Source organism: Pseudomonas sp. GW823-FHT03E05, from assembly GCF_058796855.1.
Window position 1 is genome coordinate 189,939 of the sequence record NZ_JBXAJB010000006.1, and the last position, 24,541, is coordinate 214,479.

Here is a 24,541-nt window from a genome sequence, read left to right on the forward strand (position 1 = left end):
TGAGGCCACTTGCCCGGCCTCAGGCGATACAGTGCGGGGACGCATCGGCCGAGCAGCGCTGCGAGACTCGACGCTCATCTGAAACAACCCAACCATTCTCCTCGTGCCTCGCCCGGTACGACACAGGAAAGAGCTGATGAAACGCCTCTTGCAGCGCTCAACCCGCCCCGGCTGGCCCGGCAACCTGCTGGCCGTGATCGCCGGCGCCATCACCACCCTGGCCCTGGCCCCCTACAACATCTGGCCTCTGGCGCTGCTAGCAGTCGGCCTGTTCTATGCCGGGCTGCGCGAGCTGACACCGCGCCAGGCCCTGGGCCGCGGCTGGTGCTTCGGCTTCGGCCTGTTCGGGGCCGGCACCAGCTGGATCTACGTCAGCATTCACACCTATGGAGGCGCCTCGGCCCTGCTTGCCGGCCTGCTGATGCTGGCCTTCATCGCCGCCATCGCCTGGTTTTTCGCACTGCCTGCCTGGCTCTGGGCCCGCTGGTTGCGACGCAATGAAGCGCCGCTGGCGGACGCCCTGGCATTCGCGGCCCTGTGGCTGGGCCAGGAAGCCTTTCGCGGCTGGTTCCTCACCGGTTTTCCCTGGCTGTATTCCGGCTACAGCCAGCTTGACGGCCCACTGGCCGGGCTTGCGCCGCTGGGCGGCATCTGGCTGATCTCCTTCTCCCTGGCCCTCACCGCAGCGCTGCTCTACAACCTGCCGCGACTGATCAAGGCCGGGCGCAAAGCCTTCATCGTTGCGGGCGTGCTCCTGTTGGCAGCCCCCTGGGTCGTGGGCCTGGCCCTGAAAGGCCATGCCTGGACCAGCCCGGCCGGAGAGCCGCTATCGGTCGCCGCCATCCAGGGCAATATCGAACAGAGCATGAAGTGGGACCCGGCCGAGCTCAACGCCCAGCTGGCGCTGTATCGCGACATGAGTTTTCGCAGCAAGCGCGTAGACCTGCTGGTCTGGCCGGAAACCGCAGTACCGGTGCTCAAGGAGTCGGCCGAAGGCTACCTGACGATGATGGGCAACTTTGCCGCCGACCGTCATTCCGCGCTGATTACCGGCGTTCCGGTGCGCCAACTGGTACGCCATGAAAAACGCTACTTCAACGGCATCACCGTGACCGGCGAAGGGGACGGCACCTACCTCAAGCAGAAGCTGGTGCCTTTTGGCGAGTACGTGCCCCTGCAGGAAGTGCTGCGCGGCCTGATCGACTTCTTCAACCTGCCGATGTCGGACTTCGCCCGCGGCCCGGCCGACCAGCCGCTGCTGCAGGCCAAGGGCTATCAGATAGCGCCGTTCATCTGCTACGAAGTGGTCTACCCCGAATTCGCCGCCAGCCTTTCGGCCCGTAGCGACCTGCTACTGACCATCAGCAATGACACCTGGTTCGGCACTTCCATCGGCCCCCTGCAACACTTGCAGATGGCGCAGATGCGCGCCCTGGAAGCCGGGCGCTGGATGATTCGCGCGACCAACAACGGCGTCACCGGGCTGATCGATCCGTTCGGCAGGATCACGGTGCAGATTCCCCAGTTCGAGCGCGGCATTCTGTACGGCGAAGTCGTGCCCATGCACAACCTGACGCCGTATCTGCAATGGCGCTCCTGGCCGCTGGTGGTGCTCTGCACCCTGCTGTTTGGCTGGGCCTTGCTGGCCAGCCGTATTGCCAAGACCGTTTGAGGGCCCTCACTGGCAATCCGGCTCCCGAGGGAGCCGGATTGCCATCAGCGATAGAACAACCGGTAGCCCAATTGGCCCATTGCCTCATTGAGCAACTGCCCGCTCTGCCAGATCGACTTGAACTCAGGCATCCAGCCTCCCAGCGGACGGGCGTTATCCATTCCCAGGAACCCCACGGGTGCAGGGACCACTTCAAACCCGGCGTGCTCGAAACTCCACACCGAGCGGGGCATGTGCCAGGCCTGGGTCACCACCACCACACGCTTGATCCCCAATGGCAGCAGGACTTCGGCGCTGAACTGCGCGTTTTCCCAGGTGGTGCGGCTGCGGCCTTCCTGCCAGCGCACCGTCACGCCAAAGTCATCGAGCAGGGATTGCGCCATCAACGCAGCCTCGGTGGGCGGCGTACCGTAATGCAAGCCGCCGCTGGTCAGCACCGGCAACCCGGAGGCCTTGGCCAGGCGCGCGGCATAGCGTTCGCGCTCCAGGCCCACGCCGGTGGGCTGATCGGAGCCCCACGCCGGATCGCCCCGCTCCCGCCCCGAACCCAGCACCACAATCACATCCGCCTGCTCGGCCAGGCTCGCCCATTGGCTTTGGGGCAAGGGCGGCAGGCGCTCCAGACCGCGCGCGCCCCACTCCACCATGACCGGCAGGCTCATCAACCAGAAACCACCCAGCCCCAAGGCAAAACACCAACCTGCCAGCCGTGGCCGGGAACGGCGCAAGCCCCAGGCAAGCAGCAGCAACAGCAATAGAATGCCGGGCGGCAGCAGCAACTGTTTGATGAAATAGCGAAAAGGCATCGAGCATCTCCAACAAGATGCCCGAAGCCTAAAGGGGATACCTGTCCGGCAACAACCAATGCCTGGTATTTTTGCTCCCGAGGTCCTCGGCCGCGACCTCGCTCGACCCGATAAGGGGCCCTGGGACCTACTTGAACTGCTGAGATCGGACTTTCACCGATGCCTTGACGGGCGCCTGATCCTTCAGCCAAATGATCTTGGCCGAACGAGGCACCTCCTGGTGTTGCAGACTGCCCATTGGATTGATCTGCATTTCACGTTGATGGCGGGCCAGATAGGCCCTGATCAATTCAAACTCCGCCCGGCTCAACCCCCGCAGCTCCAGCTCGATAGGCCGCTCATTGCGCAGTCGATCCGCCGTTTTTGCCGCATCCAGGGCCAGAGCCAGTCGATTGAGGAGCCTTTCATACACCTCCGGTTCTGTTGCTTTTCGCTGCGATTCAAGCATCCGTTCACCTCATCGAAGATAAGACTCACTCCCCTTTTTGAGCTTAGTCGGACAGCCGAAAGCGACGCGCCGCCGCGACCAACGGCCCGCCCGAGCAATCAGGGTTTCCCTCGGCAGAGTGCGGTCATGTATGCTACGGCGCTTCCTGTAACTCCACTTCCAGCTCCATCGGGCACTGAAAAACGCCGCATTTGGCGTCATCGCCACCCGAAGTTGCGTTGAAGAGGATTAGGCCACCCCTATTCAGTACAAAAGTAGCCATGCACGAACACTATCAGCCCCGTGAAATCGAAGCCGCCGCCCAGTCGTTCTGGGACGAGCAAAAGTCCTTTGAAGTCAGTGAACAGCCAGGCAAGGAAACTTACTACTGCCTATCGATGTTCCCTTACCCCAGCGGCAAACTACACATGGGGCACGTGCGTAACTACACCATCGGCGACGTGATCTCCCGCTACCAGCGCATGCAAGGCAAGAACGTTCTGCAACCCATGGGTTGGGACGCCTTCGGCATGCCGGCGGAAAACGCCGCGATGAAAAACAACGTGGCTCCCGCCAAGTGGACCTACGAAAACATCGCCTACATGAAGACCCAGCTGCGCAGCCTGGGCCTGGCGGTGGACTGGTCCCGCGAGGTCACCACCTGCAAGCCGGACTACTACCGCTGGGAACAGTGGCTGTTCACCCGCCTGTTCGAAAAAGGCGTGATCTACCGCAAGAACGGTACCGTGAACTGGGACCCCATCGACCAGACCGTGCTGGCCAACGAACAGGTGATCGACGGCCGCGGCTGGCGTTCCGGCGCGCTGATCGAAAAGCGCGAAATTCCGATGTACTACTTCAAGATCACCGCCTACGCGGATGAGCTGCTGGAGAGCCTCGACGAACTGCCGGGCTGGCCCGAGCAGGTCAAGACCATGCAACGCAACTGGATCGGCAAATCCCGTGGCATGGAAGTGCAATTTCCCTACGACCAGGCCTCCATCGGCGAAGCCGGGACCCTGAAAGTCTTCACCACCCGTCCAGACACCCTGATGGGCGCGACCTACGTTGCCGTGGCAGCCGAGCACCCGCTGGCCACCCTGGCAGCACAGGACAACCCCGAGCTGCAGGCCTTCATCGCCGAATGCAAGGGTGGCAGCGTCGCCGAAGCCGACATGGCGACCCAGGAAAAGAAAGGCCTGCCGACTTCGCTGTTCGTCGAGCACCCGTTGACCGGTGAAAAACTCCCGGTCTGGGTCGCCAACTACGTGCTCATGCACTACGGCGACGGCGCAGTCATGGCGGTACCGGCCCACGATGAGCGCGACTTCGAGTTCGCCACCAAGTACAACCTGCCGATCAAGGCCGTGGTACGCACCAGCGCTGGCGATGAAACTCCGGCGCCCTGGCAGGACGCTTACGGCGAGCATGGCGAGCTGATCAACTCCGGCGAGTTCAACGGCCTGGACTTCCCTGGCGCGTTCGATGCCATCGAAGTGGCGCTGCTGAAGAAGAACCTCGGCCAATCGCGCACCCAGTTCCGCCTGCGGGACTGGGGCATCAGCCGCCAGCGCTACTGGGGCTGCCCGATCCCGATCATCCACTGCGACAGCTGCGGCGATGTACCCGTCCCGCAAGAGCAGTTGCCGGTGGTATTGCCGGAAGACGTGGTTCCCGATGGCGCCGGTTCGCCACTGGCGCGCATGCCCGAGTTCTACGAGTGCAGCTGCCCGAAATGTGGAGCACCTGCCAAGCGTGAAACCGACACCATGGACACCTTCGTCGAGTCCTCGTGGTACTACGCCCGTTACGCCTCGCCGCACTATGAAGCCGGCCTGGTAGATCCGGCCGCGGCCAACCACTGGTTGCCGGTGGATCAGTACATCGGCGGTATCGAACACGCCATCCTGCACCTGCTCTACGCGCGCTTCTTCCACAAGCTGATGCGTGACGAAGGCCTGGTGAGTTCCAACGAGCCGTTCAAGAACCTGCTCACCCAGGGCATGGTGATTGCCGAGACCTACTACCGTCGCGAAGCCAATGGCAGCTACACCTGGTACAACCCGGCGGATGTCGAGCTGGAGCGTGACAGCAAGGCCAAGATCATTGGCGCCAAACTCATCTCCGACGGCCTGCCGGTGGAGATCGGCGGCACCGAGAAGATGGCCAAGTCGAAGAACAATGGCGTCGACCCGCAATCGATGATCGAACAATACGGCGCCGATACCTGCCGCCTGTTCATGATGTTTGCCTCGCCGCCCGACATGAGCCTGGAATGGTCCGACTCTGGCGTTGAAGGTGCGCACCGCTTCCTCAAGCGCGTCTGGCGCCTGGCCCAGGCCCACGTCAGCCAGGGGCTGCCGGGGGCTCTGGATGTAGCGACCCTGAGCGACGAGCAGAAAGCCATTCGCCGCGCAATCCACCTGGCCATCAAGCAGGCCAGCCAGGACGTAGGCCAGCATCACAAATTCAACACCGCCATCGCCCAGGTGATGACTCTGATGAACGTCCTGGAAAAAGCGCCGCAAGGCAGCGAACAGGACCGTGCACTGCTGCAGGAAGGCTTGCAGACCGTAGCCCTGTTGCTCGCCCCGATCACTCCACACATCAGCCATGAGCTGTGGGGCCAGCTGGGTCAAGGCGGCGCGATCATCGATGCCGGCTGGCCAGCCTTGGACGAAAGCGCGCTGGTGCAGGACAGCCTGCAACTGGTGATCCAGGTTAACGGCAAACTGCGTGGCCAGATCGAGATGCCAGCCAGCGCCAGCCGTGAAGAAGTCGAAGCGGCCGCTCGCAGCAACGAGAACGTACTGCGCTTCACCGAAGGCCTTACGATTCGCAAGGTCATCGTGGTGCCGGGCAAACTGGTCAACATCGTCGCCAGCTAATTGGATCAGGCGCCCGGTCCGGGATCGGGCGCCGAATAAAACCTCCAGGGCCACAAGGTTGGCCCATCTGGTTTCAAGGGGAGCAATACATGATCAAACGTAATCTGCTGGTGATGGGCCTGGCCGTGCTGCTGAGCGCCTGCGGCTTCCAGCTGCGCGGTACTGGAACCCAGGAGCTGTCCATCAAGGAACTGGACCTGAGCGCCCGGGACGCCTACGGCACCACCATCAAGATGCTCAAGCAGCAGCTGGAAAGCAGCGGTGTGCGAGTCCATGCCGGCGCACCTTACAAGCTGGTGCTGCTGAGCGAGGAGAACTCCCAGCGTACCCTCAGCTACACCGGCGGTGGCAGCTCGGCCGAGTACGAGATCGGCACCACGCTCAGGTATGAGATCCTGACTCACGACAACCTGCACCTGCTGGATGACAAACTGGAAGTGCAGAAAGTCTTCCTGCACGACGGCAACAACATCACCGGTTCCGACCAGGAGTCTTCCGAGACCCGCAAGGAAATGCGTCGTGACCTGATCCAGCGCATGCTGATCCGTCTGCAATTGCTGACCCCGGAACAGCTTGCCCAGTTGCAGGCGACCGCCGAAGCCAAGGCCAAGGCAGAAGCCGACGCCTTGGAAGCCGCACGCAAGGCTGAGGCGGAAACCCCGCGACAGTCCCCTATGGAACTGCCGAACCAGTAAGCCATGCGGGGCGCTCCGGCGCCCCCCCTGGCACCCGCCTATGAAACTAGCCCCCGCCCAACTCGGCAAACACCTGCAAGGCACTCTCGCACCGATCTACGTGATCAGCGGTGATGATCCACTACTTTGTCAGGAAGCCGCCGACGCCATTCGCTCTGCCGTACGCCAGCAGGGCTTCGATGAGCGCCAGGTATTCAGCGCCGACGCCAGTTTCGACTGGGGCACCCTGCTGCAAGCAGGCGCCAGCATGTCGCTGTTCGCCGAAAAACGCCTGCTGGAATTGCGCCTGCCCTCGGGCAAGCCCGGTGACAAGGGCGCAGCAGCGCTGATCGAATACTGTTCGCGGCCTGCCGAAGACACGGTGCTGTTGATCAGCCTGCCCAAACTCGATGGCAGCGCGCAGAAAACCAAATGGGGCAAGGCGCTGGTCGAGGGTACCCAGACTCAGTTCGTACAGATCTGGCCGGTGGATGCCAACCAGCTGCCGCAGTGGATTCGCCAGCGCCTGTCCCAGGCCGGCTTGTCCGCCAGCCAGGATGCCGTCGAATTGATCGCCGCCCGGGTCGAAGGCAACCTGCTGGCTGCCGCCCAGGAAATCGAGAAGCTCAAGCTGATGGCCGAGGGCGGCCAGATCACCGTCGAAACGGTCCAGGCGGCGGTGGCCGACAGTGCCCGCTTCGACGTATTCGGCCTGGTGGACGCCATCCTCAATGGTGAAGCGGCCCATGCCCTGCGCATGCTGGAAGGCTTGCGCGGCGAAGGCGTGGAACCACCGGTGATTCTCTGGGCACTGTCCCGGGAACTGCGCCTGCTGGCCAACCTGGCCCTGCAGTTCAGCCAGGGCGTGCCATTGGACAAGGTCTTCAGCCAGGCTCGCCCGCCCGTCTGGGACAAACGCAAACCCCTGATGAGCAAAGCCCTGCAGCGCTACTCCGCACAACGCTGGGGCCAACTGCTGCTCGATGCCCAGCGCATTGATGCGCAGATCAAGGGACAGGCCAGTGGCTCGCCCTGGAGCAGCCTGAGCCGCTTATCGCTGCTGATGGCCGGCCAGCGCCTGACGCTTGCGGCCGAGTAAAGCTGCCACCCCGTCACGCTTACAATTTTCTGCATCCATGATGCTGGACAGCGGCCCGACTCTGGCCGATGATCTGCGCCGCAACACCTCCCTCCCAAAGTGAGTATTGAGCATGAGCAAGCCATCCAAGCATGGCCCCAACAAGGCCAAATCCATCGTCGCCCAGCCACTGTTCCGCAGCCGTCAGGAACGCCCGGCCAAGGGCAAAGGCAGCTACCGCCGCGAAGCCTTCCAGTCTAAAAGCTGGGAGGCTTCTTACTTTCTGGCTGCCTGAAGCCCAGAACCCCGCCGGCATGATAAGGTCTGCACCTGATTGTTATTCTCTCTGGACCCGTGCATGCCCTTTTGTCTTTCCCGTCGTTGGCACATGCGCCAACTGATCGCTGCCTCCAGCCTTATTCTGCTAGTCGCCTGCGCGGAAAAACCCACCGCCGCCGACGCCCAGCCACTGCCCAGCCTCCAGGCAGCCCCTCTTGCCGCACCTGCCACTGTCGCGCCCCTCACCGTCGACAACCTGGATATCCAGCCCACCCAGACCTTTGACCAATGGTTGAACGCCTTCCGCGCCGAAGCCTTGGGCGCCGGTATCCGTGCCGAAGTATTTGATCGCGCCTTTGCCGGCGTGACCCCGGACATGAGCGTGATCAAGGCCGACCGCAGCCAGCCCGAGTTCAGCCGCCCAGTATGGGAATACCTGGAGGGGGCGCTGTCCCCGGTCCGAGTACGCAAGGGCCAGGCACTGCTGGTGCAGTACAGCGACATCCTGCAACGGATCGAACAGCGCTACGGCGTCGACCGCCAGGCATTGGTGGCGGTGTGGGGCATGGAAAGCAATTTCGGCGACTTCCAGGGCAACAAATCGGTCATTCGCTCCCTGGCCACCCTGGCCTATGAAGGTCGGCGCCCGGCCTTTGCCAACAGCCAATTGATCGCTGCGCTGCAGATCATCCAGCATGGCGATATACAGCCCGAGAAAATGCTCGGCTCCTGGGCCGGAGCCATGGGCCAGACCCAGTTCATTCCCACCACCTACAACACCCACGCCGTGGACTTCGACGGCGATGGCCGCCGGGATATCTGGAACAGCCCGGCCGATGCACTGGCCTCCACCGCGCACTATCTGCAGAGTTCCGGCTGGCAGCAGGGACAGCCCTGGGGTCTTGAAGTACAGCTCAACAGTGGTTTCGACTACGCCCTGGCCGACGCCTCCACCCGCAAGACTGTAGGCGAATGGATGCGCCTGGGCATGACTCCTGCCAATGGCAAGGCCCTGCCTTACGGCTCGGAACACCTGTCGGCCTCACTGCTCTTGCCAGCGGGTTACCGCGGCCCGGCGTTCCTGATCCTGGACAACTTCCGGGCAGTGCTCAAATACAACAACTCCTCGTCCTATGCCCTGGCGGTGAACCTGCTCTCCGAACGCTTCGGCGGAGCCGGCCAGATCAGCGGCAGCTGGCCCAAGGACGACCTGCCCCTGAGCCGCTCCGAGCGCATCGAGCTACAGACACTGCTCAGTGCCAACAGCTATGACGCCGGCAATCCCGATGGCATCATCGGCGCCAACACCCGCAAGGCCATTCGCAATGCCCAACAGGCACTGGGCTGGCCCGCGGATGGCTATCCGACCCACAAGCTGCTGGAAAGCCTGCGCAATCGTTAGGAGCCGGTCCGGCGCAGGGGAAACACTCCCCTCGCCGGCCCTGCGATTACTTGAAGACCACATCCTGCGCCAGGGTCAGTTCCCTGGCTCCCGCATCCAGCCTGACCAGCGCGCCCATGGGCAAGGTCAGGTTGGGGTCGCAGTGACCACTGCGCCATCCCGCCAGCACCGGAATCCGCAGCGGTTCGAAGGTCTGCTTGAGCAAAGCGCACAACGCCGCAAAATCCACACCGGCCACATCCCCCACCAATACCCCACGCAGACTTTCCAGCTTGCCGGCCAGGCGCAGGTGATTGAGCAGGCGATCTATGCGGTACAGCGGCTCATTGACATCCTCGATAAACAGGATGATGCCGTCGGTATTGATCTCATACGGGGTACCCAGGGTACTGGCGATCAGCGACAGGTTCCCGCCCAGCAGGGAGCCCAGCGCAATGCCCGGCTCGATGGTGGTCAAGGGGAAGGCCACGGGATGGGGCAGCAGGCTGCCAGCCCGGGCCTGGCCTCGAAGCAGATTGAAAAAGGAGGCCTCGGTGGGCGCCTGCTTGTCGCCCAGCAGGTCGGCGTTGAGCATCGGCCCGTGAAAGCTCACAAAGCCGGCATAACGGTTGATCGCCAGGTGCAGGGCGGTGATATCGCTGTAGCCGACAAAGGGCTTGGGATTGCGCCGCAACAGATCGAAATCGATCTTGTCCAGCAGGCGGGGGCTGCCGTAGCCGCCACGCAGGCACAGAATGGCGTCTATGTCCGTGTCGGCGAAAGCCTCATGCAGATCCTTGAGGCGCGCTTCGTCGCTACCGGCCAGGTACCCCTCCTGCAACCCGACACCCGGGAAAATCCGTAGGCTGTATCCCCTGGAGCGCATCCATTGGTGGGCTTTTTCAGTATCCAGCGCTGCGGGACCGGCAGGTGCAATAAGGCCGATAACGCCTTCTGCGGCCAGCGCCGGCACCGGCAGGTGGGCGTTCAGCGCAGCAGTCGGTTGGATAGGCATGCAGATTCTCCCTGTGTGAATTCACCCAAGCACAGTAGCCATGAATGGTGTCAAACAGAAGAGGCGGGATTTAAAAAGCGGCGGGCGCTGCGAAAGTGCTCGAAAGAGCCGGGGAACTGCCCGCAAGACGTGCGCCTTGCGGGCAGGCAAATCAGGAAACCAGGCCTGCCTTGGCCAGTTTCGCTTGTTCGTCGGCATGGTACGAAGAACGTACCAGCGGGCCGGAAGCAACGTTCTTGAACCCCATCCGATAACCTTCCTCGGCGAACCAGGCGAAGGTGTCAGGGTGCACGAAGCGCTGGACCGGCAGGTGGTTGCGCGACGGTTGCAGGTACTGGCCAAGGGTCAGCATGTCGATGTCGTGCTCGCGCATGCGCTTCATGACCTCGATGACTTCGTCATCGGTTTCACCCAGGCCCAGCATCAGCCCGGACTTGGTCGGCACATGCGGCACCAGTTGCTTGAATTTCTGCAGCAGGGTCAGCGACCACTGGTAGTCCGAGCCAGGACGGGCGGCCTTGTACAGGCGCGGCACGGTTTCCAGGTTGTGGTTGAACACGTCCGGCGGCGTGGCGGCGGTGATTTCCAGGGCAACATCCATGCGGCCACGGTAGTCGGGAACCAGGGTTTCCAACTGCACGTTCGGCGACAACTTGCGGATTTCACGGATGCAGTCGGCAAAGTGCTGGGCACCGCCGTCACGCAGGTCATCGCGGTCCACCGAGGTGATCACCACGTATTTCAGGCGCAGATCGGCGATGGCCACCGCCAGGTTCATCGGTTCGTCGACATCCAGAGGCTTCGGACGGCCATGACCAACGTCACAGAAGGGGCAGCGACGGGTGCAGATGTCGCCCATGATCATGAAGGTCGCGGTGCCGCCGGAGAAGCACTCGCCCAGGTTCGGGCAGGACGCCTCTTCGCAGACGCTGTGCAGCTTGTGCTTGCGCAGCAGCTGCTTGATCCGATCGACTTCCGGGGAGACGGGGATGCGTACGCGAATCCAGTCCGGTTTCTTCGGCAGTTCGGTAGTCGGAATGATCTTCACCGGAATGCGCGCGACCTTTTCCGCACCGCGCAATTTGACGCCGGTTTCAACTTTCGGACGGGCCGCTCGCTCGGAGATATCCAGCGTCGGGATCAGGGTTTGAACAGCGTCTTGCGCAGTAGTCATATCAGTCGATTCCGCCCGTTAGGGTCGTCTGCTCAGCATAGTCGAGGTGTTTGACGAGCTGCGCACGCAGCCGGGCACTTACCTCGGCAAATTCAATCGGCCCTGCATGGTCGCTCAGCTGGGTCATCGCCAACCCGGCATAACCACAGGGGTTAATCCGTCGAAACGGCTGCAAATCCATGTCCACGTTCAAGGCCAGACCGTGAAAAGAGCATCCGTGACGGATACGCAGGCCCAGGGAGGCGATTTTCGCCCCATTGACGTAGACGCCCGGTGCATCGGGCTTGGCCGCCGCCGGCACGCCGTAGCTGGCCAGCAGCTCGATCAGGCAGTGCTCCATGCGGTTGACCAGGTCACGCACACCGAAACCTAATCGGCGCACATCCAGCAGCAGGTAGGCCACCAGCTGGCCAGGGCCGTGATAGGTCACCTGGCCGCCGCGGTCCACCTGCACCACGGGGATATCCCCCGGGAGCAGCAGGTGCTCGGCCTTGCCGGCCTGGCCCTGGGTGAATACCGGTGGATGCTGCACCAGCCAGACTTCATCCGGTGCATCGCTACCGCGTTCATTGGTAAAGCGCTGCATCGCTTGCCAGACCGGCTCGTAAGCCATCTGGCCAAGCTCACGAAAGCCCAGCGTCTGTGGCATCACAGCACCATGTGGACGACACCGGTAGCACGCAGGGCACTATTGATATCACGCAGTTGGTCTTCACCGGTGGCGGTGATGTGCAGTTGTACGGTGGTGTACTTGCCGTTGCTGCTTTGACGCTCGGCCAGGGACTTGATGTCCAGCTTGGCGTACTTGGCAAGGATCTCGATCACGGTGTCCTTGAAGCCGACAACCGTGTCACCGATCACCTTGATCGGATAGTCATCGACGGGAAACTCAATCTTGTGCGACTTAACGTCAGTGTCTGTCATGGCAGTAACGGCCTCGTATAGCCGGACGACGGACATGGCCCCCGCTCCACTGGGGAACGAGGGCCACGCAGGTCGACAATATCAGTTGAACAAGCCGTAGAAGAATAGACGGATGCTATCCCACATGCGACGGAAGATACCACCTTCGTCGACCGCTTCCAGGGCGATCAGGTCAGCGCTGTGCACCACCTTGTCGTCCAGTTTCACTTCGACTTTACCAATCACGTCGCCCTTGGCGATCGGCGCGATCAGTTGCGGGTTCATGGTCATGCTGGCGGCGAGCTTTTTCAATTGGCCTTTAGGCATAGTCATGGTCAGGTCTTCGGCCAGACCGGCTTTGACCTGATGAGTGGTGCCCTTCCAGACCTGGGCCTGGGCCAGCTCGGTGCCCTTCTGGTAGAAGGTCTGGGTTTCGAAGAAACGGAAACCGTAAGTCAGCAGCTTCTGGGTTTCAGCAGCACGAGCCTGTTCGCTGTTGGTTCCGAACACCACGGCGATCAGGCGCATGCCATCACGCACCGCCGAGGACACCATGCAGTAGCCGGCTTCGTCGGTATGGCCGGTCTTCAGGCCATCAACGGTCTTGTCGCGCCACAGCAGCAGGTTGCGGTTGGGTTGCTTGATGCCGTTCCAGAAGAACTCCTTCTGCGAGTAGATCGCGTAGTGCGCAGGGTCTTCGTGGATAATCGCGCGAGCCAGCACCGCCATGTCGTGGGCCGACGAGTAATGCTCTGGGTTCGGCAGGCCGGTAGGGTTCATGAAGTGGCTGTTGCTCATGCCCAGGTCGGTAGCCGTCTTGTTCATCATGTCGGCGAACGCGTCTTCGCTACCGGCGATATGCTCGGAAACCGCGACGCTGGCGTCGTTGCCCGACTGGATGATGATGCCGTGCAGCAGGTCGCTGACGGTGACTTGCGAACCCACCTTGATGAACATCCGCGAGCCGCCGGTACGCCAGGCGTTCTCGCTGACGGTCACCGGATCGTTCTCGCCGATCTGGCCGCGACGGATTTCCAGGGTCGCGATGTAGGCGGTCATCAGCTTGGTCAGGCTGGCCGGCGGCAGGCGCTGGTCACCATTGTTCTCCACCAGCACGTTACCGCTGCTGGCGTCCATGAGCACATAGGATTTGGCGGCCAGTTGCGGTGGCGACGGCATCGCTTCGACCGCCCAGGCGGCGGGCGTGATGATCAGCGGGACAAGCAGGCACAGGCGTTTGGCAAAGGTGGTGATGTTCATCCGTCTCTCGAAGTTGCTAATGGAAACTTGCCCTTGCGGGCAAAACTATTTCAGACAGCCTTCTAAAGGGCTGTCGCGTGTGCAGTTGTTCACTCACTGACCCTTGCCGGGCTTTTGTTGTTCGACGAGCCAACAACCAGGACCCACCCCCCAATACCGCAAGCGGATCTTCAATCTTCAGTATTCTTACTCGGCAGAGACCACGCTGGCCTGCCCAAGGTTCGCCAGGCGTACGCTGTTCTGCGCTTGCTGGGCCTCACCCGGCGTGCCGAATGGCCCCAGGCGGACCCGATGCAGCGTCTGTTGATTGCGGACGATCGAGCTGATGAACACCGGGGCGCTCACCATGCCACTCAATTTCGACCTCAACAGCTCGGCAGCGTCAGGGTTGGCGAAGGCGCCCACCTGCAGATACTGGCCAGAAGCTGCTGCCGTGTTTTTCACTTGTACGGGAACCACAGCCGCCGCGTGCTGCTGGGGCGGCGGGGTCCATTGTTCGACAGTGCCGGCCGAGGCCGTAACCACCGGCGCGCTATTCTGCGCCACTTGCGGCTCGTTGAGCATCAGCGGCGCCGGACGGCCACGCTGAGCCCACCATTGCTGCGGATCGATGCCCTCGACCTTGACCCGGGCGGTGCCGGTCTCGGCATAGCCGAGCTTCTTGGCCGCGGCGTAGGAAAGGTCGATGATCCGGTCGGAATAGAACGGCCCACGGTCGTTGACCCGCAGGATCACGCTGCGATTGTTGTCCAGGTTGGTGACCTTCACGTAACTGGGCAACGGCAGGGTCTTGTGCGCGGCACTCATGCCGTACAGGTCATAGACCTCGCCATTGGCGGTGTTCTGGCCGTGGAACTTGGTGCCATACCAGGATGCCGTGCCGGAGGCCACGTAGTTCTTCGATTCCTGGATGGGGAAATAGGTCTTGCCCAGTACCGTGTAGGGGTTGGCCTTGTAGGGGCCGGTATGCAGGGTCGGGGTCGCATCGGGGATGCGCGAAACGTCGACATCCCACCACGGCGCGCCATCCTTGTGGGCGCGGTTGACGTCCAGGCCCGGCATGGAACGCACAGCGGAGGAAGATTTCTGCTGCGGCGAGCGACTCGTCGAGCAACTGACCACCAGCAAGGACAACGCGGCAAAAGCCACCAGCTTCAGGGGTTTGCGAATTGGCATTGCCAGCATTACTTGACGCCCCGTGCTTGGACCAGCTGTTCAGACAACTGATGTACGGCCATGGCGTACATCACGCTGCGGTTATAGCGAGTGATCGCGTAAAAATTCTTCAGGCCCATCCAGTATTCCGGGCCATTGTCACCTTCCAGACGGAAAGCGGTGACCGGCATATCATCGCGCAGCGCATCATGACTCGACCAGCCCAGGGCCCGCAACTCCCCGACGGTTTTCGTCGGTTCGATCCCGGTGGTCAAGCCTTCATCTACCCGATCGCCACGCACATCGGCGCGACTGACCACCGGTTCGCCGGCCACCCAGCCGTGGCGTTTGAAATAGCTGGCCACACTGCCGATGGCATCATCGGGGTTGGTCCAGATATTGATGTGGCCGTCACCGTCGAAGTCCACCGCATAAGCCCGAAAACTGCTGGGCATGAACTGTGGTAGGCCCATGGCTCCGGCGTAGGAACCCTTGAGGCTCAATGGATCGACCTGCTCCTCACGCGCCAGCAACAGAAACTCGCGCAGTTCCTTGCGGAAGAACTCGGCACGGGGCGGATAATCGAACCCCAGGGTGGACAATGCGTCGATCACCCGGTAATTCCCGGTATTTCGACCGAAAAAGGTTTCAACGCCGATGATCGACACAATTACCTGGGCCGGTACGCCATATTCCTGCTCGGCACGGGCCAGCACCGCTTCATGCTGGCGCCAGAAATCCACACCGCGGGCAATGCGCGCGTCGGTGATGAACATCGGCCGGTATTCCTTCCACTGCTTGACCCGCTCGGCGGGCCGCGAAATGGCGTCAAGAATCGACTGCTTGCGCTCGGCCTCGCGGAACACAGCCATCAGCTGTTCCCCGGCAAAACCATAGTCCCGAGTCATTTCGCCCACGAATTCGGCCACCTGGGGCGAACCTTCGTAATCACCGGCGAACGCGGGCTGCGCTGCACCAAGGATGCTTACCAGACCGACCCACGGCGCCTGCCGAGCGGCCCAGCCACGCATTGCTTGCATTGAATTCTTCACCTTAATCAAACCTGCGCGATCCACTTGCGATGGGTATGGATCGACATCAAAACCCCAAACGCTGACAGTAGCGTCACCAGCGAAGTTCCTCCGTAGCTAATGAACGGCAACGGCACCCCTACGACCGGCAACAAGCCACTGACCATACCGATGTTGACGAAAACGTAAACAAAAAACGTCATGGTCAGACTGCCCGCGAGCAATTTGCCAAACAGTGTCTGGGCCTGGGCGGTGATCACCAGCCCGCGCCCGATCAGCAGCAGGTAGATCAGCAGCAGCGCACAGATGCCCACCAGGCCGAACTCCTCGCCCATGACAGCGATAATGAAGTCGGTGTGGCTCTCCGGCAAAAAGTCCAGGTGCGACTGGGTGCCCAGCAGCCAGCCCTTGCCGAACACCCCACCGGAGCCGATGGCGGCCTTGGACTGGATGATGTTCCAGCCGGTGCCCAGCGGATCGCTCTCCGGGTCGAGGAAAGTCAGGATCCGCTGCTTCTGGTAGTCGTGCATGATGAAGAACCACATGGCGATGGCCACGGGAACCGCAGCCGCCAGCACGCTGAGGATCCAGCGCCAGCGCAGGCCGCCCATGAACAGCACGAAGGTGCCGCCGGCCAGGATCAGCAAGGCCGTACCCAGGTCAGGCTGACGCACGATCAGGATGAACGGAATGCCAATCAGCACCAGGCTGATCCCCACATGTTTGAGATGGGGTGGCAGGGTGCGCTTGGACAGGTACCAGGCGATGGTCGCCGGCATGATGATCTTCATGAACTCCGACGGCTGGAAGCGGATCACCCCGGGGATGTTGATCCAGCGGGTCGCCCCCATGGCGTTGTGGCCCATGACATCTACCACCACCAGCAGCACCACGCCGAACACGTAGCCCAGCGGCACCCAGCGGGCCATGAAGCGCGGCTCGAACTGGGCGATGACGATCATCGACACCAGGCCGATACCGAATGAAGTGGCCTGCTTGGCCAGCAGGTCCCAACTCTTGCCGCTGGCGGAATACAGCACGAACAGGCTGCCGGCAGCCAGGGTCAGCAGCAGCACCAGCAGCGGGCCATCGATATGCAGGCGCTGCAACAGCGTCGCGCGACGACGCATCACATCCTCACTGGAGAGGATGCGGTCAAAATTACTCTTCACGGGCCGTAGCCTCCGCGCTGATAGGGCTGGCGAACTCGGGCTTGAGCTGGCCGTCCTGGCCGAGAAGCCAGGCATCCATCACCTGACGCACTACCGGTGCCGCGACGCCGGAGCCCGACTCACCGTTCTCGACCATGACCGAGACCACGATCTTGGGGTTTTCCGCCGGAGCGAAGCCGACGAACAAGGCGTGGTCACGATGCCGTTCCTGGACCTTGGAGCGGTCGTACTTCTCGCCCTGCTTGATCGCCACCACCTGGGCGGTACCACTCTTGCCGGCAATCCGGTACGGCGAACCGGCCGCAGCCTTGCGCGCGGTGCCCCGGGCACCGTGCATCACCTGCTGCATGCCATGGTTGACCTTCGTCCAGTCCGAGGGGTCACGCAGGACAATGTCCGGCATCGGGTTGTGATCCACCGGCTTCTCGCCCTCGATGCTTTTGGCCAGGTGCGGCCGGTTCCACTTGCCCTTGCTGGCGACCAGGGCGGTGGCCTGGGCCAGTTGCAACGGCGTGGACTGCATGTAGCCCTGGCCGATCCCGAGAATCAGGGTCTCCCCCGGGAACCAGGCCTGGCGCCGGGTGGCGCGCTTCCATTCGCGGGTCGGCATCAAGCCCGGCGACTCCTCGAACATGTCCAAAGAGACCTTCTGGCCGATACCGAACTTGCTCATGTAGGCGGACAGCCGGTCGATCCCCAGCTTGTGGGCCAGGTCGTAGAAATAGGTGTCGTTGGACCGCATGATCGCGGTATCCAGGTCGACATAACCGTCACCGGTACGGTTCCAGTTGCGGTACTTGTGGTCGTAGTTGGGCAACTGGTAGTAGCCCGGGTCGTAGACCCGGGTCGAAGCCGTGACCACGCCGGCATCCAGCCCGGCAATGGCCACCGCCGGCTTGATGGTCGAACCCGGCGGATAGAGGCCACGCAGCACCCGGTTGAACAGCGGCCGGTCGATGGAATCGCGCAGCTCGGCATAGGCCTTGAAGCTGATGCCGGTGACGAACAGGTTGGGGTCGAAGCTCGGCTGGCTGACCATCGCCAGCACTTCACCGGTACTCGGGTCCAGGGCTACCACCGCGCCACGGCGCCCGCCCAGAGCCAGTTCCGCGGCTTCCTGCAACTTGATGTCCAGGCTCAGGACAATGTCCTTGCCGGGAATCGGGTCGGTGCGCTTGAGCACCCGCAGCACCCGGCCACGGGCGTTGGTCTCGACCTCTTCGTAACCCACCTGGCCGTGCAGCTCAGGCTCGTAGAAGCGCTCGATGCCGGTCTTGCCTATATGGTGGGTGCCGCTGTAGTTCACCGGATCGAGGGACTTGAGCTCTTTCTCGTTGATCCGCCCCATATAGCCCACGGAGTGCGCAAAGTGCGCGCCCTGGGGGTAATGCCGGACCAGCTGGGCCACCACTTCCACACCGGGCAGGCGGAACTGGTTCACCGCGATCCGGGCGATCTGCTCTTCCGTCAGCTCGAACAGGATCGGCACCGGCTCGAAAGGCCGACGCCCCTGCTTCATGCGCTTTTCAAACAGCACCCGGTCTTCCGGAGTCAGCTCCAGCACCTCGACGATCACGTCGAGCACCTGCTGCCAGTCGCCGGAACGCTCGCGGGTCATGCTCAGGCTGAAGCTGGGCCGGTTGTCCGCCACCACCACGCCATTGCGGTCGAAAATCAACCCGCGAGTCGGTGGAATCGGCTGCACGTGGACTCGGTTGTTCTCCGAAAGGGTGGAGTGATAGTCGTACTGGATCACCTGCAGGTAATACAGCCGGGCAATCAGCACACCGATCAGGCAAACCACCATGATGGCGCCGAACACGACACGGCCACGCACCAGACGGGCGTCTTTTTCGTGGTCCTTGATGCGGATCGGCTGGGACATGAGGGGCGCGGGCTACTTGTGGTAAGGGTGCCCGGACAGCACGGTCCAGGCGCGATACAGCTGTTCACCGATGAGAATCCGCACCAGCGGGTGCGGCAAGGTCAGCGGCGACAGCGACCAGCGCTGATCCGCCCGCGCACAGACCTCCGGCGCCAGCCCTTCCGGGCCGCCGACCATGAAATTCACGGTGCGCGAATCGAGACGCCAGCGATCCAGTTCCACCGCCAGTTGCTCGGTGCTCCAGGGTTTGCCATGCACCTCGAGGGTGACGATGCGCTCGTTATGCCCGACCTTGGCCAGCATGGCCTCGCCCTCCTGACGGATGAAGCGAGCCACGTCGGCGTTCTTGCCCCGGGTATTGAGCGGAATTTCCACCAGTTCCAACGCCAGCTCGGATGGCAGACGCTTGGCATACTCGTGCCAACCCTCTTCCACCCACTTGGGCATGCGTGAACCGACAGCGATCAGACGCAGGCGCACAGCCGTCCCTTATTGCTGGTCTTTGTTGAGCTTGGTGAAGTGCTCGTGGCCATGCTCCGGGCTGTGGTGCTTGCCATCGGCCGCGCGGCTCTGCTCGGCGCCCTGCCACAGACGCTCCAGGTCGTAGAACTGGCGGGCCGAGGCGGTCATCATGTGCACGATCACGTCGTCCAGGTCCAGCAGCACCCAGTCGCTGTCGCCCTTGCCTTCTTCACCCAATGGGCGCACGCCCTGGGCCTTGACCATTTCACGGACCTTTTCCAGCATCGCGCCGATCTGGCGGTTGGAGGTACCGGTAGCGATGATCATGTAGTCAGTGATGCTCTGCTTGTCGCGAACATCGATCACCAGGACGTCCTGGGCCTTGACGTCTTCCAGCGCGGCGACAGCCACCTTGACCAGATCTTCGCCTTTCATTACTTGGTTAGTCATATAAAACTCGTTTAGCTCGTATGTTTGGAACGCCGCTCAGCACAGGCCGGCAGCGCTCCTTCAGTTCGGCGCACGGTAAAGCCCGTGTGCATCGATATAGGCCAGGACCGCGTCAGGCACCAGGAAACGTACCGACTTACCGCTGGCCAGCAGTTGACGGATCTGGGTGGCGGACACCGCAAGCGGCGTCTGCCAGACGAATGCAATGTGTCCCCCAGGCCCTTGCAGGGCCAAAGGGTCGCTCACCGAACGCGCTGCCAGCAGGTTGCGCAAGGCATCCGGCGGTTCGCTGTCGGCATCCGGGCGTTGCAGCACCAGGATGTGGCAATGCTGGAGTAACTCTTCCCAACGATGCCAGGTGGGCAGGCCGCAAAACGCGTCCCAGCCCAGTAACAGAAACAACTGGTCATCTGCGGCCAGCTCGGCCCGCATCTGTTCCAGGGTGTCGATGGTGTAGGACGGCTTGTCCCGTTTCAGCTCACGGTCGTCCACCACCAGGGGTGAAACGCCCGCCACCGCACACTCGACCATCGCCAGACGATCGAGGGCCGACACCTGCGGTGTATCCCGATGGGGCGGCCTGGCACTGGGTACCAGGCGCAGCTCATCGAGTTGCATGGATTCCGCCACCTCCAGCGCGCCACGCAGGTGGCCGATATGCACTGGATCGAAGGTGCCGCCCAGCAGACCGATACGTTTGCCCATCAAGTACGCACGTGACCGTCGCCAAAGACTACGTACTTCTCGCTGGTCAGCCCTTCCAGCCCAACCGGGCCACGGGCGTGCAGCTTGTCGGTGGAAATGCCGATCTCCGCGCCCAGGCCGTACTCGAAGCCGTCGGCAAAGCGCGTCGAGGCATTGACCATGACCGAACTGGAATCCACTTCGTTAAGGAAGCGCCGGGCGTCACTGAAGTTTTCGGTGACGATCGAGTCGGTGTGGTGCGAGCCATAGGTATTGATGTGCTCGATGGCCTGCTCCAGGTTGTCCAGCACGCGGATCGAGAGGATCGGCGCGGTGTACTCGGTGCGCCAGTCTTCTTCGGTTGCTTCCAACACACCGGCACCGAGGAGTGCGCGGGTTTGCGCACAGCCACGCAGCTCGACGCCCTTGTCGCGATAGATCGCGGCCAATGGCGGCAATACGCGCTCGGCAATGGCGGAATGAACCAGCAGGGTTTCCATGGTGTTGCACGGTGCATAGCGCTGGGTCTTGGCGTTGTCGGCAATGCGAATGGCCTTGTCCAGGTCCGCCGCGACATCGATATACACGTGGCAGACGCCGTCCAGGTGCTTGATCACCGGCACCTTGGCGTCACGGCTGACCCGCTCGATCAGGCTCTTGCCGCCACGGGGCACGATCACGTCGACGAACTCGGGCATGGTGATCAGCGCTCCAACCGCAGCGCGGTCGGTGGTTTCCACTACCTGCACCACGTGAGGCGGCAGGTCGGCCGCCGCCAGGCCCTGCTGAATGCAGGTGGCGATGGCGCGGTTGGAATGGATCGCCTCGGAACCGCCGCGCAGGATGGTGGCGTTGCCCGACTTCAGGCACAGGCTGGCCGCATCGATGGTCACGTTCGGGCGCGACTCGTAGATGATGCCGATCACCCCCAGGGGCACGCGCATCTTGCCCACCTGGATGCCCGACGGCAGGTAGCGCATGTCGCGGATTTCACCGATGGGGTCAGGCAGCTTGGCCACCTGACGCAGGCCTTCGATCATTTCGTCGATACGCGCCGGGGTCAGCGCCAGGCGATCCAGCAGGGCCGGTTCCAGACCATTGGCCCGGCCGTTGGCCAGGTCCTGCTCGTTGGCCGCAGTCAGTTCCGGTCGTGCCGCGTCCAACGCATCGGCAGCCGCCAGCAGCGCACGATTCTTTTGCGCGGTGGTGGCACGGGCGATCACCCGGGAAGCCTGGCGGGCAGCGCGACCCAGGCGGGTCATGTAGTCAAGAACGGACTCAGTCATGGTCTGGTGTGGTCTTGGCAAAGAGGAAAGCGGCTGATTATAGCTGTCGCGCCGGCCCACGGACAGCGGTCACGGGCGGATGGTCGAAATGGAGTGCAAATACCCGGCGTTCAGCCTGAATTAAGCCTGGAGTTGTTACCATTGCGTCACCTTTTCCGCCATAACCCTTCGCCACCATGTCCATTCTGACCTCTGCAAAACTGCCAAAAGCCCTGCCGGACGGCTTTTTCGACCGTGATGCCGAGCTTTTGGCCCGCGAACTGTTGGGCAAAGTCATCCGCCATAAAGTCGGCGATCTGTGGCTGTCCGCGCGCATTATCGAAACCGAAGCCTATTACTGCGAGGAAAAAGGCAGCCACGCCTCCCTCGGCTACACAGAAAAGCGTAAGGCTTTGTTTCTGGACGGCGGCCACATCTATATGTACTACGCCCGCGGCGGCGACTCCCTGAACTTCAGCGCCCGGGGCCCTGGCAATGCCGTACTGATCAAGTCCGCCTATCCCTGGGTCGATGAAGTCTCCGGCCCTGCCAGCCTGGCGCAGATGCTGCTGAACAATCCGGACGCCAGTGGCCGGCCGCGCCCCGCGCAAAAGCTCTGCGCCGGCCAGACCCTGCTGTGCAAGGCCCTGGGCCTGAAGGTTCCGGTCTGGGATGCGAAACGCTTCGATCACGAGATTCTCTTCGTCGAAGATGTGGGTGCCGCCGTGCCACACATCCTCCAAACCACCCGCCTGGGCATCCCCCATGGGCGTGACGAACACCTGATGTATCGCTTTGTCGATGCCGCCTACGCCCCCTACTGCACGCGCAACCCTTTGCGTCGCGGCCAGGTCGAAGGGCGCGACTACCTGGTGCTCGGCTGACGCCACCGTCCCACCTCAGCAAAAAACAACAACGGAGTTGAATTTATGGGCCCATGGCTCGACAGCGTGACCGCCTGGCTAACCAGCAACCCCCAATGGCTGGCAGCCGCAGTGTTCATCGTGGCCTGCATGGAGTGCCTGGCGATCGTGGGCCTGATCGTGCCGGGCACGGTCCTGCTGTTCGCGATTGCGGTACTGGCCGGCAATGGCGCCCTGTCACTGGGGGAAACCCTGCTCCTGGGTGCTGCCGGCGGATTGCTGGGGGACGTGATGTCCTATCTGCTGGGACGGCATTTCCACCAAGGCATTCGCCGCTTGCCCGGCCTTCGTCATCACCCTGAATGGATCAGCGGTGCGGAAAGCTACTTCCAGCGCTATGGCATCGCCAGCCTGCTGGTGGGCCGCTTCATCGGCCCGCTACGACCGATGCTGCCGATGGTGGCCGGAATGTTCGACATGCCGTTCCCACGCTTCCTCGCCGTCAGCCTGCTGGCGGCGGCGGGCTGGTCGCTGGCCTATCTGCTGCCGGGCTGGGCCACTGGCGCGGCGATTCGCCTGCCCCTGCCCGAAGGCTTCTGGCCCCAGGCGGGCATCGTCATTGGCAGCCTGGTGGTGCTTGTCGGCCTGAGCGTCAACAGCAGCCTGCGGCGCCATCGCCGGGCAACCCTGTTGATGTCCGGCCTGAGCCTGCTGATTCTGGCAGGGCTGTTCATCGGCTATCCGTACCTGACGCAGTTCGACCAGGGCCTGATCGCCCTGGTACAGGAGCACCGGGACCCGGCTCTGGACAAGATCATGGTCATGGTCACCCAGATCGGCGAGTTCCGCGCCATGTTCATCCTCAGCGCAGTGCTGACCCTGCTGCTCCTGGCCCTGCGCCAATGGCGCCAGGCCGCGTTCGCCGGAGCGACCCTGCTGTGTACTGCCCTGGCCAACACCGGCAGCAAATGGTTCTTCGCACGGGTACGCCCTGAAGTGCTGAGCGAGCCTCTCACCAGTTTCAGCATGCCCAGCGGTCACTCTTCCGGCTCCTTCGCCCTGTTCTTGACCCTGGCAGTTCTGGCCGGCCGTGGCCAGCCACCCCGCATGCGCCTGACCTGGCTGTTGCTGGGCTGCCTGCCGGCGGCCGCCATTGCCTTGTCGCGGGTCTATCTGGGGGCCCATTGGCCAACCGACATTCTCGCCGGCGCCATGCTCGCGGCCTGTGTCTGCGCCGCCAGCCTGACCCTGAGCCAATGGCAAGGCCCGCTCAAGCCGATGCCGGCCAGGGCCTGGTGGCTGCTACTGCCGGTCATGCTGTTGATGTGCGGATACATGGCGACACGGCACTTGCCTCACGCCCTGCTGCGGTACGCCTATTAAAAACGCCAGAGGCAAGCTGCAGCCGCCACTACAGGCTGCGGCTCAGGCGAAGAGTTCGCCTTGCAGCTCGTCCAGCAACTGCTGGATGGCATCCAGACGCTGCTGTGGATCATCCAGTTGCAGCAGGTCGATCTTGTCCTGTTCGGAAAAAGGCAGCAGATAGGCCAACTGATTGGCCAGTGACAGCTGCCCCGTAGCCTCGACCCCCATATCCAGGGCCTCGACCATCGGATGTTCGGCCAAGGCCTTGAGCAGCGCAATCAGGTCCGCATCCTCATCCTGCAACGGCTGTTCGGGGGCCTCTTCAAGCCATTGCACCCGAGCCACCGTCAGTTGGTCTTTCTGCACTTCGCTTTGCAGAATGCGAAAACGCCGACCGCCCTTGACCCTGATTCCCAGCAGCCCGTTGTCCTGCTGGTGGAAGTCGGTGATCAAGGCTTCACAGCCAATTTGCGCATAGCCCTGGGCGGCCGTCCCGACCTCCTCCCCTTCAAGGATGCACACCACCCCAAACCCGCTGCCCTGCTTCATGCAGCGCCCGATCATGTCGAGATAACGCGCCTCGAAAATCTGCAGATCGAGAATGCAATCGGGAAACAGCACGGTATTCAGAGGAAAAAGCGCCAGGTTCATA

The 24,541-nt window shown here is 62.5% G+C and carries 24 protein-coding genes; 8 read left to right on the forward strand and 16 right to left on the reverse strand.

Translation table 11 applies throughout. The features are described from left to right. Positions 1 to 148 precede the first annotated feature (148 nt). Positions 149 to 1,672 carry an apolipoprotein N-acyltransferase gene (gene lnt, locus AC1RCO_RS24520; RefSeq protein WP_053160199.1) on the forward strand — a complete coding sequence of 508 codons (1,524 nt, stop codon included), beginning with the start codon at positions 149 to 151 and terminating at the stop codon, positions 1,670 to 1,672. Between the two features lie 44 nt (positions 1,673 to 1,716). Here the strand turns inward: lnt and AC1RCO_RS24525 are convergent, their stop codons facing one another. Together AC1RCO_RS24525 and AC1RCO_RS24530 are read right to left on the reverse strand one after the other, a co-directional pair. Continuing rightward, positions 1,717 to 2,478, reverse strand: coding sequence for a YdcF family protein (locus tag AC1RCO_RS24525; protein WP_015637160.1), 762 nt, complete (start codon positions 2,476 to 2,478; stop codon positions 1,717 to 1,719). A 127-nt stretch (positions 2,479 to 2,605) separates the two neighbouring features. Next, entirely contained in the window at positions 2,606 to 2,926 is a 321-nt protein-coding gene (locus AC1RCO_RS24530; protein ID WP_011063656.1) for a hypothetical protein, read from the reverse strand. Positions 2,927 to 3,186: 260 nt separating this feature from the next. On the opposite strand from AC1RCO_RS24530, the gene leuS reads away from it, so the two are divergent. The 5 genes from leuS to AC1RCO_RS24555 all read left to right on the forward strand — a co-directional run bounded on the left by leuS (position 3,187) and on the right by AC1RCO_RS24555 (position 9,226). Continuing rightward, positions 3,187 to 5,793, forward strand: a complete 2,607-nt coding sequence (gene leuS, locus AC1RCO_RS24535) for a leucine--tRNA ligase (protein WP_065363624.1) — start codon at positions 3,187 to 3,189, stop codon at positions 5,791 to 5,793. A gap of 89 nt (positions 5,794 to 5,882) precedes the next feature. Then, positions 5,883 to 6,488 carry an LPS-assembly lipoprotein LptE gene (locus AC1RCO_RS24540; RefSeq protein ID WP_015637163.1) on the forward strand — a complete coding sequence of 202 codons (606 nt, stop codon included), beginning with the start codon at positions 5,883 to 5,885 and terminating at the stop codon, positions 6,486 to 6,488. Between the two features lie 40 nt (positions 6,489 to 6,528). Continuing rightward, a complete protein-coding gene (gene holA / locus AC1RCO_RS24545; protein ID WP_065363623.1) occupies positions 6,529 to 7,566 on the forward strand; it encodes a DNA polymerase III subunit delta in 1,038 nt (345 codons plus the stop codon). Positions 7,567 to 7,678: 112 nt separating this feature from the next. Next, positions 7,679 to 7,840: an alternative ribosome rescue factor ArfA gene (arfA, locus tag AC1RCO_RS24550; protein ID WP_015637164.1), complete on the forward strand. Its 162-nt coding sequence runs from the start codon at positions 7,679 to 7,681 to the stop codon at positions 7,838 to 7,840. A 63-nt stretch (positions 7,841 to 7,903) separates the two neighbouring features. Next, positions 7,904 to 9,226 carry a lytic murein transglycosylase gene (locus AC1RCO_RS24555; RefSeq protein WP_015637165.1) on the forward strand — a complete coding sequence of 441 codons (1,323 nt, stop codon included), beginning with the start codon at positions 7,904 to 7,906 and terminating at the stop codon, positions 9,224 to 9,226. A gap of 46 nt (positions 9,227 to 9,272) precedes the next feature. Here the strand turns inward: AC1RCO_RS24555 and AC1RCO_RS24560 are convergent, their stop codons facing one another. The 13 genes from AC1RCO_RS24560 to AC1RCO_RS24620 form a co-directional block, all read right to left on the reverse strand. Beyond that, positions 9,273 to 10,220: a S66 peptidase family protein gene (locus tag AC1RCO_RS24560; protein ID WP_220223329.1), complete on the reverse strand. Its 948-nt coding sequence runs from the start codon at positions 10,218 to 10,220 to the stop codon at positions 9,273 to 9,275. 151 nt (positions 10,221 to 10,371) lie between these two features. Continuing rightward, positions 10,372 to 11,394 carry a lipoyl synthase gene (lipA, locus tag AC1RCO_RS24565; RefSeq protein WP_011063663.1) on the reverse strand — a complete coding sequence of 341 codons (1,023 nt, stop codon included), beginning with the start codon at positions 11,392 to 11,394 and terminating at the stop codon, positions 10,372 to 10,374. Between the two features lies 1 nt (position 11,395). Continuing rightward, positions 11,396 to 12,043 (reverse strand): lipoyl(octanoyl) transferase LipB, encoded by a 648-nt coding sequence (lipB, locus tag AC1RCO_RS24570; protein ID WP_015637167.1) that lies wholly within the window; start codon positions 12,041 to 12,043, stop codon positions 11,396 to 11,398. Beyond that, positions 12,043 to 12,318 carry a DUF493 domain-containing protein gene (locus AC1RCO_RS24575; RefSeq protein ID WP_011063665.1) on the reverse strand — a complete coding sequence of 92 codons (276 nt, stop codon included), beginning with the start codon at positions 12,316 to 12,318 and terminating at the stop codon, positions 12,043 to 12,045. Before AC1RCO_RS24575 ends, lipB begins: the two co-directional genes overlap by 1 nt. 81 nt (positions 12,319 to 12,399) lie before the next feature. Then, complete coding sequence (locus tag AC1RCO_RS24580) at positions 12,400 to 13,557, reverse strand: D-alanyl-D-alanine carboxypeptidase family protein (RefSeq protein ID WP_011063666.1); 1,158 nt, start codon at positions 13,555 to 13,557, stop codon at positions 12,400 to 12,402. Positions 13,558 to 13,743: 186 nt separating this feature from the next. Then, positions 13,744 to 14,742 (reverse strand): septal ring lytic transglycosylase RlpA family protein, encoded by a 999-nt coding sequence (locus tag AC1RCO_RS24585; RefSeq protein WP_492618134.1) that lies wholly within the window; start codon positions 14,740 to 14,742, stop codon positions 13,744 to 13,746. Beyond that, the gene (gene mltB, locus AC1RCO_RS24590) at positions 14,742 to 15,752 is read right to left on the reverse strand and encodes a lytic murein transglycosylase B (RefSeq protein ID WP_011063668.1); all 1,011 of its coding nucleotides are present in this window, start codon (positions 15,750 to 15,752) and stop codon (positions 14,742 to 14,744) included. The genes AC1RCO_RS24585 and mltB overlap by 1 nt, the downstream gene beginning before the upstream one ends. Before the next feature lie 17 nt (positions 15,753 to 15,769). Then, on the reverse strand, positions 15,770 to 16,873 hold the full coding sequence (gene rodA, locus AC1RCO_RS24595; protein ID WP_015637169.1) for a rod shape-determining protein RodA: 1,104 nt from the start codon (positions 16,871 to 16,873) through the stop codon (positions 15,770 to 15,772). Positions 16,874 to 16,904: 31 nt separating this feature from the next. After that, positions 16,905 to 18,800 (reverse strand): penicillin-binding protein 2, encoded by a 1,896-nt coding sequence (gene mrdA, locus AC1RCO_RS24600; protein WP_011063670.1) that lies wholly within the window; start codon positions 18,798 to 18,800, stop codon positions 16,905 to 16,907. Between the two features lie 12 nt (positions 18,801 to 18,812). Further along, entirely contained in the window at positions 18,813 to 19,280 is a 468-nt protein-coding gene (rlmH, locus tag AC1RCO_RS24605) for a 23S rRNA (pseudouridine(1915)-N(3))-methyltransferase RlmH (RefSeq protein WP_011063671.1), read from the reverse strand. Positions 19,281 to 19,289: 9 nt separating this feature from the next. After that, positions 19,290 to 19,712, reverse strand: a complete 423-nt coding sequence (gene rsfS, locus AC1RCO_RS24610) for a ribosome silencing factor (protein WP_015637171.1) — start codon at positions 19,710 to 19,712, stop codon at positions 19,290 to 19,292. 60 nt (positions 19,713 to 19,772) lie between these two features. Further along, complete coding sequence (nadD, locus tag AC1RCO_RS24615) at positions 19,773 to 20,417, reverse strand: nicotinate-nucleotide adenylyltransferase (protein ID WP_011063673.1); 645 nt, start codon at positions 20,415 to 20,417, stop codon at positions 19,773 to 19,775. Continuing rightward, entirely contained in the window at positions 20,417 to 21,682 is a 1,266-nt protein-coding gene (locus AC1RCO_RS24620; RefSeq protein ID WP_011063674.1) for a glutamate-5-semialdehyde dehydrogenase, read from the reverse strand. Before AC1RCO_RS24620 ends, nadD begins: the two co-directional genes overlap by 1 nt. A gap of 176 nt (positions 21,683 to 21,858) precedes the next feature. Between AC1RCO_RS24620 and AC1RCO_RS24625 the strand changes: the two genes are divergently transcribed. Both AC1RCO_RS24625 and AC1RCO_RS24630 read left to right on the forward strand, forming a co-directional pair. Further along, positions 21,859 to 22,545 (forward strand): DNA-3-methyladenine glycosylase, encoded by a 687-nt coding sequence (locus AC1RCO_RS24625; protein ID WP_019094179.1) that lies wholly within the window; start codon positions 21,859 to 21,861, stop codon positions 22,543 to 22,545. Between the two features lie 45 nt (positions 22,546 to 22,590). Next, entirely contained in the window at positions 22,591 to 23,907 is a 1,317-nt protein-coding gene (locus AC1RCO_RS24630; RefSeq protein WP_015637173.1) for a bifunctional DedA family/phosphatase PAP2 family protein, read from the forward strand. 42 nt (positions 23,908 to 23,949) lie between these two features. Here AC1RCO_RS24630 and AC1RCO_RS24635 read toward each other — a convergent pair whose 3' ends face one another. Then, a complete protein-coding gene (locus AC1RCO_RS24635; RefSeq protein ID WP_011063677.1) occupies positions 23,950 to 24,540 on the reverse strand; it encodes an LON peptidase substrate-binding domain-containing protein in 591 nt (196 codons plus the stop codon). Position 24,541 lies beyond the last annotated feature (1 nt).